General features: G+C 66.4%; 13 protein-coding genes. 6 read left to right on the top strand and 7 right to left on the bottom strand.

What is annotated here, in order from left to right:
• Together Q0996_RS13920 and Q0996_RS13915 are read right to left on the bottom strand one after the other, a co-directional pair.
• The coding region (locus Q0996_RS13920) for an ABC transporter substrate-binding protein (RefSeq protein ID WP_299620661.1) at window positions 1-612 on the bottom strand (612 nt) is incomplete at its 3' end.
• A 149-nt stretch (window positions 613-761) separates the two neighbouring features.
• Window positions 762-1,748: a dihydrodipicolinate synthase family protein gene (locus tag Q0996_RS13915; protein ID WP_299620658.1), complete on the bottom strand. Its 987-nt coding sequence runs from the start codon at window positions 1,746-1,748 to the stop codon at window positions 762-764.
• A gap of 221 nt (window positions 1,749-1,969) precedes the next feature.
• Between Q0996_RS13915 and Q0996_RS13910 the strand changes: the two genes are divergently transcribed.
• Entirely contained in the window at window positions 1,970-3,013 is a 1,044-nt protein-coding gene (locus tag Q0996_RS13910; protein ID WP_299620655.1) for a GlxA family transcriptional regulator, read from the top strand.
• Between the two features lie 263 nt (window positions 3,014-3,276).
• Here Q0996_RS13910 and Q0996_RS13905 read toward each other — a convergent pair whose 3' ends face one another.
• Entirely contained in the window at window positions 3,277-3,663 is a 387-nt protein-coding gene (locus Q0996_RS13905) for a YciI family protein (RefSeq protein ID WP_299620652.1), read from the bottom strand.
• A 101-nt stretch (window positions 3,664-3,764) separates the two neighbouring features.
• Here Q0996_RS13905 and Q0996_RS13900 point away from each other — a divergent pair, with 101 nt between their 5' ends.
• From Q0996_RS13900 to Q0996_RS13880, 5 genes are all read left to right on the top strand, one after another.
• Complete coding sequence (locus Q0996_RS13900) at window positions 3,765-4,646, top strand: fumarylacetoacetate hydrolase family protein (protein WP_299620649.1); 882 nt, start codon at window positions 3,765-3,767, stop codon at window positions 4,644-4,646.
• Window positions 4,643-5,308 carry a malonic semialdehyde reductase gene (locus Q0996_RS13895; RefSeq protein WP_299620646.1) on the top strand — a complete coding sequence of 222 codons (666 nt, stop codon included), beginning with the start codon at window positions 4,643-4,645 and terminating at the stop codon, window positions 5,306-5,308. The genes Q0996_RS13900 and Q0996_RS13895 overlap by 4 nt, the downstream gene beginning before the upstream one ends.
• 172 nt (window positions 5,309-5,480) lie before the next feature.
• Entirely contained in the window at window positions 5,481-6,566 is a 1,086-nt protein-coding gene (locus Q0996_RS13890) for a C4-dicarboxylate TRAP transporter substrate-binding protein (RefSeq protein ID WP_299620643.1), read from the top strand.
• Between the two features lie 20 nt (window positions 6,567-6,586).
• A complete protein-coding gene (locus Q0996_RS13885) occupies window positions 6,587-7,150 on the top strand; it encodes a TRAP transporter small permease subunit (protein ID WP_299620640.1) in 564 nt (187 codons plus the stop codon).
• Window positions 7,151-7,152: 2 nt separating this feature from the next.
• A complete protein-coding gene (locus Q0996_RS13880) occupies window positions 7,153-8,460 on the top strand; it encodes a TRAP transporter large permease (protein WP_299620637.1) in 1,308 nt (435 codons plus the stop codon).
• 41 nt (window positions 8,461-8,501) lie between these two features.
• On the opposite strand, the gene Q0996_RS13875 is transcribed toward Q0996_RS13880, so the two are convergent.
• From Q0996_RS13875 to Q0996_RS13860, 4 genes are all read right to left on the bottom strand, one after another.
• Entirely contained in the window at window positions 8,502-9,161 is a 660-nt protein-coding gene (locus tag Q0996_RS13875) for a GntR family transcriptional regulator (protein WP_299620634.1), read from the bottom strand.
• 83 nt (window positions 9,162-9,244) lie between these two features.
• Window positions 9,245-11,041: an ABC transporter ATP-binding protein gene (locus Q0996_RS13870; RefSeq protein WP_299620631.1), complete on the bottom strand. Its 1,797-nt coding sequence runs from the start codon at window positions 11,039-11,041 to the stop codon at window positions 9,245-9,247.
• Window positions 11,038-11,934 (bottom strand): ABC transporter permease, encoded by an 897-nt coding sequence (locus Q0996_RS13865; protein ID WP_299620628.1) that lies wholly within the window; start codon window positions 11,932-11,934, stop codon window positions 11,038-11,040. The genes Q0996_RS13870 and Q0996_RS13865 overlap by 4 nt, the downstream gene beginning before the upstream one ends.
• A partial coding sequence (locus Q0996_RS13860; protein ID WP_299620626.1) for an ABC transporter permease occupies window positions 11,931-12,642 on the bottom strand: 712 nt, incomplete at its 5' end. The genes Q0996_RS13860 and Q0996_RS13865, both read right to left, overlap by 4 nt.

Raw genomic sequence — 12,642 nt, 5'->3', positions numbered from 1 at the left:
GATCACCGGCTCGTCGCCACCGTTGGCCTTGATCTCCGAAGGCTTGTCGTCGATCCCGCCGAGGATACCGACGGCATCGCCCGCGCCCTGCAGGTAGCTGGAAACCAGGGCGCCGTCGGGCACGTTGGTGAGGTTGATGTCGGCCTCCGTGAGACCGGCGTTCTTCAGCACGATGGGAAAGAAGGTGTTCACACCGGCGTTCGCCGTGGTCAGCAGCTTCTTGCCCTTCAGGTCCATGATGTCCTTCACCCCGGAATCGGGCCGCACGATCACGGCTTCCGAGCCCATGGCGTCGATCACCGCGACCGAGACCAGGGGCGCGCCCTGGGAGGCCAGGGTCACCATGGCGCCGCAGGAGCCGTAGGCGAAATCGCTGTCGCCATTGGCCACCAGGCGGTGCGCCGAGCTGGAGCCGTTGCCCGAGCGGATGTCGAGGTTGATGCCGGCGTCCTTGTAGATGCCCTTGTCCTTGCCGAGGGCGAAGCCGGCGTGGGAACCGTAGTACATCCAGTTGAGACGCAGCCGGATGTCATCGTCGGCGAAGGCGGCGGACGACAGGCCGGCCAGGGCCACAGCCGAGGCCCCGGCTATAAGTTGTTTGAAGATGGTCATGGGCGTTCTCCCTTCCTGCTGTGGCGCGGCCCCGGGACCGGCGCCGGATGTTCGCCCCGAAACGTCGCCGGCCCGGCCCCCGGGCCGGGCGAGGCGCGTCTTTTGGTATGCCTCGGGGCAGTTCACGTGGATGGACGGGCGGGCGGAGGTCACGATCCGACCCCCGCATCGAGGCTGTCTTCGACGATGCGCGGCGTGCCGATGGCGCGCAGCATGGCCAGGGCCTCGGCGCGGTAACGCTGGCGGATGTCGCGCGTCGGCGGGCGGCAGCGGCTGGACGGCAAGCCGACGAGTTCCATGCAGAGCTTGTCGAGATAGCCGTCGCCGCTGGTGAAGTCCTGTTCGATGGCGACCCAGAGCTTGTAGAAGGGCATGGCCTCCTCCACCAGCATGCGGGCGATTTCCCTGTGGTTGCCGGCGCGCACCTCCGCGACCAGCTTGATCCCCCACTCCGGCCAGAAGTTGCAGTTGTGAACCTCGAAGGCGCGGGCGCCCAGGGCCGGCATGGAGCTGAAGGCGAAGAAGAGGTTGTTGTCGATGATGGTGAAGCGCTCGGAGAAGTGGGAAGTGACGTCCTCGAACTCCATCGCGTCGCTGCGCGGCGTCGCCCATTTCAGGCCGACGATGTTGGGCACCTCGGCCAGCCGCTCGATCATCCCGAAGGAGAGGTTCTGGCTGGTCCAGAAAGTGTTGTAGACGATGATCCCGACCTCGGGCTCGGCCTCGGCGGCGGCGCGCACGAAGGCCTCGAAGTCGCCCTCGGTATGGGTGAAGTAGTAGGGGCAGGAGACCTGGATGAACTGCACGCCGAGTTCGCGCGCCGCCCGCGCGAGGCGGACCAGCTCCAGAGTGCTGGTGGTCTGGGCCCCCATGGCCACCGGCAGGCGCCCGCCGACCTCGTCGGCCACCACCGCCGCCACACGCACCCGCTCGTCGAAGGTCATGGTGGAGAAGTCGCCGGCAGCCCCGGCCGCCAGGAAGGTCGCGTTGTCGGCGTTGAGGCCGGCATCCATGAGAAAGCGCAGATGGGCGCGCAGGGCCGCCTCGTCGACCGGATAGTCCGGCGCATCGCGGAACGGCGTGGGGATGGTGACATAGCACCCGGCCAGGTCCGCCTTGAGTTTCTCTCGGTCCACCGATCCACCTCGCTGACTTCGGGCACAATGCTCCCGCCGCCGCGCTGACTGCCCAGCGTGGCGCAACCGCTTGCGCGGTCTGGAATTTTCGGATCACGGCGTGCAGGCGGGCCCGACGGCCCCCATCACGCAGCCCTAGTCTTGCGCCAGAGCCGCCGCGTGAATTGATCTTCCAAGCCATATTCTTTATTTTTCCTGCCAGAATCAGGGAGTCGAGACCCATGGCGGTTGCCGCCGACGCCCGGGCGCTGACCTGCCCGCAGTTCAATCTGATCCTGCAGCCCGAGTTTCCGCTGAATGCGCTGATCCTCGCCAGCGACGCGCTGAGGATCGCCAATCAGAACTCCGGTCGGGAGCTCTTCCGCTGGGCCTTCGTCTCCGAGGACGGAACGCCGGTGCGGGCCAGCAACGGCATGTGGTTCAGCGCCGACTGCGCCATCGACGCCATGCCCCCGGCGGAGGTCTATCTGCTGTTCGAGGGCAACCTGCCGACGCAGCGCAACTCCCCCGCGCTGCTGGGGCACCTGCGCGCGGCGGCGCGCTTCGGTGCCATGGTCGGCGGCGTCGACACCGCCGCCTTCGCCCTGGCCCAGGCCGGGGTGGCCGGCGCCGACGAGCGCGCCGAACTGGTGCTGCATTGGGAGGCCGTGCCCACCTTCAAGGAGCGCTTTCCCCAGGCAGCCCTGAAGGAGCAGATCTATCTGATCGCCGACAACCGCGCGCACTGCGCCGGCGGTGTCGCCACCCTCGACATGATGCTGGACCTGATCGAACGCTTCGACGGCCAGGCCCTGGCCAATGAGGTCGCCAATGCCCTGGTGCATTCCCGCCGGGAGCCGTCGACGCGCCAGCGCAGCGACGCCCTGCCGGGCTCGGAGGAGCGCTCCCTGGCGCGGCGCATCGTTTCCGTCATGGAGCGCAATCTGGATTTCCCCCTCGATCTTGAAGGGCTTGCCCAGGAACTCGGGGTCTCGCAGCGCACGCTCTCGCGGGTCTGTAAGCGCACCTTCGGCGAGTCGCCCATGCGCCTTTACCTGCACATCCGCCTGCAGGCCGCCCGCAACTTCCTGTTCTATGAGGAGTTCTCCATCAAGGACGTGGCCATCGCCTGCGGCTTTTCCTATCCGGCGGTGTTCTCGCGGGTGTTCAAGGCGGAGTTCGGTCAGACCCCGCGCGATTTCCGCGCCCGCCTCCGCGAGCGCCAGAACCTGGCGATCAGACCGGAGATCCGCCGCCTGATCGCAGGCCCCGGCTCGCCGATGTGATCAGGCCGCACACGGTGCGGCGCTCACTGGGTCGTCCAATGAGCCTGACCTCAAATCGGGCCTTATCAATTCAAGGATTCCCGCCCTCCGGACGCCCCCGATCGTCATTGCCGGGCTTGTTCCGGCAATCCATCGAGGTTCGAGACTCGCTCTCTCCATGGACCCTCGGGACAAGCCCGAGGGTGACGATGGGGAATGGGCGTTGATCGATAAATCGTCGAAACCAGGCCACTCATCTCGGGCCAAGTGCGAGATCTCGGGCTCTAGGACAAGGCCACCGCCTTGGTCGAGAGGCCGACCTGCAGGGTCAGGGAGCCTTCGTTGATCAGCCACCGCCTGAGAGTGAAATGCCGTGCGCCGGATCTGTGCATGGGGTCGGCCTCGGCGAGCCGTCGCGCGTCCTCTAAAGAGGCCGCGCGATAGACGATCAGCCCGACGCCTTCCATGGCCTCCCCCGAGGAATCGGACAGCGGCCCGGCGAAAACCAGGCCCCCCGATTCTTCCAGACTGCGCTGATAGGCCAGGTGGTCGGGCAGCGCCGCGCGCACCGCCTCGCCCCCCTCCGCCGGGGTCGATTCCGCGACATAGAGTTCCAGCGCCAGAGCCCCCCGCGCCTTGGCAGCGCTCTTGTACTCGGACCAGGCCACCATTTTATCCTCCTTTATGGATGGATTTCCTAAAAAATCGATATTATTTGACTCTACCCTCAATAGTCGGCAAAGTCAGGTCATCAAATCATGAGGTCGGAAAGATGAAATTCATCGTGGGCGACGGCGGCTCCGGCGTGTCGGTCTTTCTGTTGGAGGGATCGACGGCGGTCGATCTGACGCGCTGGTCGCCGGAGGTCGGCAGCGACCTGATGGGGCTCATCGCCGATCCGGCGCTCTGCGCGCGGGCCGCGGCAGAGACGGGCAAAGACGAAGGCGTCCCCCTTTCCACGATCACGCCGGCGCTGCCGGTGGCCCGGCCCGGCAAGATCATCTGCCTCGGCCTGAACTATGTCGACCACATCAAGGAGGGCGGCTACGAGGTGCCGGAATACCCGGCGCTGTTCCTGCGCGGCCTGAACTCCATGATGCCGGCGGGCGCCCCCATGGTGCGGCCCGCCTGTTCCGAGCAACTGGACTACGAGGTCGAGCTGATGGTGATCATCGGCCGCGGCGGGCGCCACATCGCCGAGGCCGACGCGCTGTCCCACGTCTTCGGCTACACGGTCTTCAACGACGGCTCGGTGCGCGACTATCAGCGCAAGACCCATCAGTGGACTCCGGGCAAGAACTTCGATTCCACCGGCCCCGTCGGCCCCGTCGTCGTGACGCCGGACGAACTGCCGGAGGGAGCTGCCGGGCTAAAGATCGAATCCCGTGTCGGCGAGGAGATCCTGCAGAGCGCCAACACCTCCGACATGCTGTGGTCCGTGGCGCGGACGATCGCCACGATTTCCGAATTCGCGAGCCTGGAGCCCGGCGACATGATCGCCATGGGAACGCCGCCGGGCGTGGGCCACGCCAGAAAGCCGCCGCGCTGGCTGCGCCCCGGCGAGACCGTGGAGGTGGAGATCGAAGGCATCTGCGTCTGCGCCAGCCCGGTCGTCGACGAGGCCGAGCTGTCCGAGATCGAGGCCGCCGAATGACCGCCCTTCCAGACGCCGCACTGGCGACGGCCCGCGCCGAAGCGCAGAACGCCGTGCGGGCGCTGCGCCAACGCAAGGCGGCCCTGGACGACGACTCCATCGATCTGATCCTGCGCGACGCGCGCTCCCACTACGCCTGGTCCGACCGACCGGTTCCCCTGGACCTGCTGCACAGGATCTACGAGATCACGGCAGCGGGGCCGACCAGCATGAACTGCTGCCCGGCACGCTTCGTCTTCGTCACCAGTACCGAGGGCAAGGCACGGCTGGCCAAGGCCCTGAAGCCCAAGAACGTCGAGAAGATGATGGCGGCGCCGGTGACGGCGATCATCGCCTACGATCCGAACTTCTGGACCGAGCTGCCCTTCCTTTTCCCTCATGAGGACCGGCGGCCGTTCTTCGAAGGCAAGCCGGAGCACAGCGAAGAGACCGCCTTCCGGAATTCGACCCTGCAGGGCGCCTACTTCATGATCGCCGCGCGGGCCGTGGGCCTGGACGTCGGCGCCATGTCCGGTTTCTCCAACGCGGAAGTCGACCGAGAATTCTTCGCCGAATCCGACCTGAAGTCGAATTTCCTCTGCAACCTGGGCTACGCCGACGAGCGCGCGCTGTTTCAGAAGCTGCCGCGCTTTGCCTTCGACGCGGTCTGTTCCTTTCAATGAGGGAAACCATGGGCGCGGTCAGCACGCAAATCCCGGCCGCCCTGAAAGCGATGTTTGGTCAAAGCCGTCCACTCCCGGAACTCTCTGCAGCGGGCGGCGTGCGAGAGGTGAACTGGATAAAAGCCTGACCGGAACCTCGGGTCAGCACTACGGCAAGCAAGGGAGAAAGCCCATGTTCGAGTGGAGCAAACGATTGGTGCTCGGCGCCGTTCTCGCCGGCCTGACCGCCCTGCCGGCGACGGCGACGGAGACCATCAAGGCCGTCGTCATCGACGGCTATCCGGCGCGGGCCCTCTGGGTGAAGGAGTTCTCCGACTTCTTCATTCCGGAGGTCGACAAGCGGCTCGCCCAGACCGGCGCCTACAAAATGGACTGGCAGGAGAGCTACGGCGGCGCCATCGTCAAACCGAAAGGCGTCCTGGAGGGCATCAAGCTGGGCCTGGGCGACATCGGCATCGTCACCACGATCTTTCATTCCTCGAAACTGCCCAGCCAGGCCATCTCCGCCGTGACGCCCTTCGTCGCCGCCGACGCCCGGGCCGTCGCCAAGGCGGTCGACGAGATCGCCCGCGAGTTTCCGACGATGCAGAGGGAGTTCGAGAAGCAGAACCAGGTCTATCTGGCCACCGGCGTCGTGCTGGACACCTATCAGGTGTTCAGCCGGACGGAGGTTTCTTCGGTCAGCGATCTCGAAGGAGCCAAGGTCGCGGGCGCCGGCATGAACCTGCGCTACCTCGAAGGCATCAAGGATGCGGCCGGGGTGCGCGGCGGCCTGACCGACTTCTACAACATGCTGCAGACCGGGCTGGTCGACCATGCGATGCTGTGGCCGGAGGCCGCCAAGACCTTCAAGATCGCGGAGGTGGCGCCCTACATGCTGCGCGTCGACATCGGGGCGGTGAACACCAAGACCGTCACGGTGAACGCGGACTTCTGGAAGAAGCTGCCGGATGAAGTGAAAGACGTTCTGAAGGAGGTGGCCATCGCCTACCGCGATCACGTCGCCGGGCTGGCCATGGACCGCGCTGCGGCGAGCCGGGCGGCCTATGAGGCCGCGGGCGGCAAGATCGTCGAGGTCAGCCTCGCCGAGCGGGAGGCCTGGGCCCAGGCCATTCCGGATATCGCTTCGGAATGGGCCGCCGGTCTCGACAAGCGCAACGAGCCGGGCTCAGAGATGCTGAAGGCCTATCTCGGGAAACTGGACGGGGCGGGATACAAGGGCGTCCGCGACTGGACGGCCGGCCTCGCCACCAACTAGACCGCGCCTCGCATCCCACCATGGATGGCGGCACAGAGGAGAACGCCCTTGACCTGACAGTCAGGGGCGTTTCCACCTTGACCCGGCGCGCCGCGGCGCTGGCGAACGTCGTCGGCACCCTGGTAGTGTTGCTGCTTGTCGCCGTGGTGAACTTCGACGTGGTGGCGCGGGGCCTGTTCAACGCCCCCTTCCACGGCGCCGTCGAGGTCGTCCAGTTCTCCATGGTGCTGATCGTCTTCCTGCAGTTGCCCGATGTCGTCCAGGTCAACCGCCTGACCCGGTCCGACGGGTTCCTGGTGGTCATCGGCAACCGGAGGCCGGAGATCACGCGCTTCCTCAGGCGGGCCATCGATCTGGTTTCCGGCGTGTTCATGCTGCTGATCGCCGTCGCCATCTGGCCGGAGTTCACCGAGATGTGGGACTCCCAGGACTACTTCGGCGTGCCCGGCGTCTTCACCGCGCCCTGGTGGCCCATCAAGCTGACGATCTTCCTGAGCGCCTGTCTGTGCACTTTGATCTTCTTCCTGAAGGTGCTGTCGCCGGCCGCGCCCAGCCGCAGCCGCGCAGCGGGACACGAGGACTGAGCATGACGCCGCTCGAACTCGGCCTGGTCTCCGTCATCGCCATCGTCGTCTTCATCTATCTGGGGGTTTACATCCCCATCGCCCTGGGGGTCGTCTCCTTCGTCTCGATCTGGCTGATGCGGGACTCCTTCGAGCTGGCGATGAACCTCCTGAAGATCGCCATCGGCGACAGCGTCATGGAGTACACCTTCGCCACCGTCCCGCTCTTCACCTTCATGGGGCTGATCGTGTCCAAAGCCGGGCTCGGCGCCGACATCTACGATGTCATGAGCTCCGGCTTCCGCCGGGTGAAGGGCGGGATCGGCATGGCGACTGTGGGGGCGAACGCCGTCTTCGCGGCGGTGACCGGCTCCTCCATCGCCTCGGCCTCGGTCTTCTCCCGGGTCTCGGTGCCGCAGATGCTGCACTACGACTACAATCCCCGCTTCGCCGTGGGCGTGGTCGCCGGCTCCTCGGTGCTGGGCATGATCATTCCGCCCTCGGCCATGCTGATCATCTATTCCTTCGTCGCCGAACAGTCAGTGGGTGAGATGTTCCTGGCCGGCGCCGTGCCCGGGTTGATGCTCGCCGTAGCCTATGTCGCGGCGATCTGGGTCATGGGCCGGGTGGTGCCGCGCTTCGTCGGCGGCCGCCCGGCGGCCGGCTACGAAGCGCTCGCCTGGTCGGAGATCGCCGCCAAGACCCTGCCCATCGTCTCCCTAATCCTCATTGTGCTGGGCGGCATCTACGCCGGCTGGCTGACCCCCGTCGAGGCCGGTGCCGCCGGCTCGCTGGTCGGCCTGATCATCGCGCTGCTGCGGCGGCGCATGACCCTGAAGGTGTTCTGGGAGGCGCTGCTGGAAACCGGCCACATCACCGCGGCGATCCTCTTCCTGATCACCGCCGCCTCGATCTACAGCCGCATGCTGGGTCTCGCCGGGCTGCCCAACGAGCTGGGCGAGCTATTGAGCGCCGGCGAGGCCGAGTTCTTCTATGTGATGCTGGTCTACGTGCTGTTGATGCTCTTCCTAGGCACGCTGCTCGACACCGCCTCCATCATTCTCATCGTCGTGCCACTGTTCCTGCCGCTCATCGAACCCATGGGCCTGTCCCTGGTCTGGTTCGGCATCATCACCGTGGTCGGCGCGGAAATCGGGCTGCTGACGCCGCCGCTGGGCATCTCCTGCTTCGTCATCAAGGCGACCCTGAACGACGACCGGATCTCGCTGAAAGACGTCTTCATCGGCGCCTCTCCCTTCGCCGCGGTGATGCTGGTGGTGCTGGTGCTGCTGATCAACTTCCCGAGCCTCAGCCTCGCCATCCTGCGGTAGAACGTTTTCCACTTACGTGGAATCGGTTCCAGCCCGCGGCTTCAGGCAAGCTGTTCCGAGAGGAACGCGCCGGTCTTGCGGTAGTGGTCCATCAGACGCGCCGAGGCGGTGTCGGCGTCGCGGGCCACCGCGGCCTCCAGGATCGCCTTGTGCTCCGCCGCCACGTCGCGGCGCGCGTAGGTCTTGGAGCGGATGGCGAGATAGCGGTAGCGGATGTTCAGGTCGTAGAGCTGGGCGCAGAACTTCAGCAGGATCGCCGAGCCGCAGCCCGCGAGAAGCTGCATATGGAAGACCCGATGCCGCTCCTCGAAGAGGTCGGTGTCGGAACGGTCCACCTTGCTGAGATGGTGATGGGCGATCACCAGCGCCTCCTCCCAGTCCTGCCCGGCCAGGCGCAGGCTGTCCCGCAGGGCGAGATCCTCCAGCGTGCAGCGCAGGTTCAGGATCTCCTGGAAGTGATCGCGCCCGGCCGGGGCGGCACGAAACCCGCGTTGATCGAGCCGTTCCACAAGCTGGTCGGAGGTGAGCAGGCTGAGGGCTTCCCTGACCGGCGCCGCGCCGGTGTTCAACTGCGCCTTCAGATCCTCCACCTTCAGCCGCTCGCTGGGCGCAATCTGGCCGGTGATGATCTTGCGCCTCAGTTCGAGGTAGGCGCGGTGGGTCGCGGATTTCGGGGGTTGGTCGGCGCCGAATAAAAGCATCCCCAAAAATATCGATTTTTTTGAGTTTTCACAAGAAAGAGCACCGCCGCAGCGCGGACTCATGCCGAGAAATCGAAGGCGATTTACTCGAAGGCGCGCACGAAGTGGTCGGGGCCGACCTCGACCATGGGGCGTTGCATCACCTCGTAGCCGACGGGGCGCACCGGGCTCTTGATCTCTTCGGTATCCAGGCCGGCGCGGCCACGGCGCAGGGCCGGGTCCGGGCGCGGCACCGCGCGGATCAGCTTCTGGGTATAGGGATGGCGCGGGTCGTCGAGGACCGCCGCCCGCGGACCGATCTCCACCACCTCCCCCAGCAGCATTACCGCGATGCGGTGGCTGACCCGCTCGACGATGGCGATGTCGTGGCTGATGAAGAGATAGGCGAGGCCGAGATCGGCCTGCAGGTCGAGCATCAGGTTGATCACCTGCGCCTTGATTGAGACATCGAGGGCGGAGACCGATTCGTCGGCGACGATGACCCGCGGTTCCAGGCCCAGGGCGCGGGCGATGCAGAGACGCTGGCGCTGGCCGCCGGAGAACTCGTGGGGAAAGCGCAGCGCGTGGTCGGGCTCCAGGCCCACCTGCAGCAGCAGCTTTTCGACCCGCGCGTCGGCCTCCTCGCGGCTGCAGAGGCCGTGCACCAGCATGGGTTCCATGATCGCCGAGCCGACGGTCTTGCGCGGATTGAGGGAGCCATAGGGGTCCTGGAAGATCATCTGCAGGCGTTTGCGGATGTCGCGCAGCTCGGCCTTGCCGGCCTCCCGCACGTCCTGCCCTTCGAAGCGGATGCTTCCGGCCTCGGGTTCGATGAGGCGCAGGATCGAGCGGCCGGTGGTCGACTTGCCGCAACCGCTCTCCCCCACCAGCGAAAGCGTCTCGCCGTCGCGCAGGCTGAAGGACACCCCTTCGACGGCATGGATGTTGCCGGTGGTGCGGCCCAGCAGGCCGCCGCGCACCGGAAAGCGCGTCGTCAGGTCCATGACCTGCAGGATCGGCTCGCCGCGCCGGTCCGGCTCGTCGCCCACGGCCTCCTCCTGGGTGCCGGGAAAGCGCCGCGGCAGGGCGCTGCCGGCCAGCGAGCCCAGTTTCGGCACCGCCGACAGCAGCTTCTGGGTATAGGGATGGCGCGGCGCGGCGAAGAGCGGGGCGACCGCGTCCTCCTCCACCTTCTCGCCCTCCAGCATCACCACCACGCGGTCTGCGATCTCCGCCACCACGCCCATGTCGTGGGTGATGAACATCACCGACATGCCGATCTCGCCCTGCAGCTCGCGGATCAGCTCCAGGATCTGTGCCTGGATGGTAACATCGAGGGCCGTGGTCGGCTCGTCGGCGATCAGCAGCTTGGGGCGGCAGGCCAGGGCCATGGCGATCATCACCCGCTGGCGCATGCCGCCGGAGAAGGTGTGGGGGTACTCGCTGAAGCGGCGCCGGGCGTCGGGAATGCGCACCAGGTCGAAGAGCCGCAGGGCCTCGCGGTCCGCCTCGGCCGCCCGCAGGTCGCGGTGCCGCCGCAGCGCTTCGGAGACCTGGAAGCCCACGGTCAGCACCGGGTTGAGGGAGGTCATGGGCTCCTGAAAGATCATGCCGATGGCGCCGCCGCGGACGTCACGCATGGCCTCCTCGGAAAGCTCCGTGAGCGCCCGGCCCTCCAGCGCGATATGGCCCTCGATGCGGCCGTTGGCGGTGGGGATGAGGCGCATGATGGAGAGTGCGGTCACGCTCTTGCCGGAACCGGACTCGCCGACCACCGCCACGGTCTCCCGCGCGTTGATGTCGAAATTGACGTCGCGCACCACCGCCTTCCACGCGCCCTCCACCCGGAAGGAGGTGGTGAGGTTGCGAATGCTGAGGACCGGCGGCTCCGACCCGCTCATTGCTCGCCCCTCAGTTTCGGATCGATGGCGTCGCGCAGGCCGTCGCCGAGGAGGTTGAGGGCGAAGACGACCACGAGGATGGCAAAGGACGGGAAGAGGGCGAGCCAGAAGCTGTCGAGGATGTTCTCGAAGCCCTCGCGGATCATGCCACCCCAGGTCGCCGTCGGCGGCGCTACGCCGAGGCCGATGAAGGCGAGGGAGGCTTCGACGCGGATCGCCGTCGCCAGCCAGAGCGAACCCATCACCAGGATCTCCGGTAGGATGTTGGGCAGGATATGCCCCAGCATCAGCCGCAGGTCGGAATAGCCCAGCGCCCGCCCGGCCTCGACGAACTCCCGCTCCTTGACGGCGATGGTCGGCGCTCGGGCGATGCGGGCGAAGGGCGGTATGGCGGTGAGCGCGATGGCGATCACCAGGTTGGTGACGCTGGGCCCCAGCATCGCCACCACGATGAGCCCCAGGATCAGCGAGGGGAAGGCCAGCAGCACGTCCATGGTCTGCATCAGGATGATGTCGGTGCGCCCGCCGCGGTAGCCGGCGTAGAGGCCGATGAAGGAGCCGATGATCATCGCCACGCCGATGGCCAGCAGGCCGATCACCAGGGAAATTTGGGCGCCGTAGAGCAGGCGAGAAAAGATGTCCCGGCCGTAGTAGTCGGTGCCCATCCAGTGCTCCGCCGTGGGCGCCTTCAGGCGGTAAAGGATGTTCTGCTCCAGCGGATCGTGGGGTGCGATCAGGGGTGCCAGGATGGCCAGCAGGCAGACGATGAGAAACACCACCAGACCCACCCAGGAGGTCTTGTTGGTGTTGAAGGCCTTGATCAGGCCGCGCCCCGCCGCCGCGAGGGTGAGCCGCAGGTAGGAGGCGCGCCGGCCAGTAGTGACCGCGCTCATCGGTACTTGATCCTCGGGTCGATGAGGCCGTAGGTGAGATCGGTGATCAGGTTCACGGCCACCACGATCAGGGTGTAGATCACCATCATGCCCTGCAGCATGGTGTAGTCGCGCTGGTTCAGCGCGCCGACGATCAGCTTGCCGAGGCCCGGGCGGTTGAACACGATCTCGGTCAGCACCGAATTGCCGATGAGGATTCCGAGATAGAGGCCGACCACGGTGACCACCGGGATCATGGTGTTGCGCAGGCAGTGGCGCAGGATGACGCTGGCGAAGTCGATGCCCTTGGCGTGGGCGGTGCGCACGTAGTCCTGGTTCAGCACCTCCAGCATCGCCGAGCGGGCGACCCGGGTGATGTAGGCGGCCATGATGATGCCGAGATTGACGGCCGGCAGCGCCAGATCCCGCAGGCGCTCGCCGAAGGTCTCCCCCTGGATGGAGCTGATCACCGGAAACCAGCGCAGTTGGATGGCGAAGACCAGCAGCAGCAGGATCGCCGAGACGAAGGCCGGGAAGGAAAGCCCCAGCAGGGAGGCCAGGCGGGTGACGTAATCCGGCAGGCTGTTGCGGCGGATCGCCGACCAGATGCCGAGGGGAATGCCGAGGACGGCGCCCAGGATCAGAGAGACCACCGTCAGCTCGATGGTGGCCGGCAGCACCTTCAGGATCTCCTCGATCACCGGCCGGCCGGAGACCATGGAGACGCCC

Source organism: Pelagibius sp. (genome assembly GCF_028289705.1).
In the GTDB taxonomy this organism is placed as follows: domain Bacteria; phylum Pseudomonadota; class Alphaproteobacteria; order Kiloniellales; family Kiloniellaceae; genus Pelagibius.
This window is presented reverse-complemented; position numbering and strand designations above follow the sequence as displayed.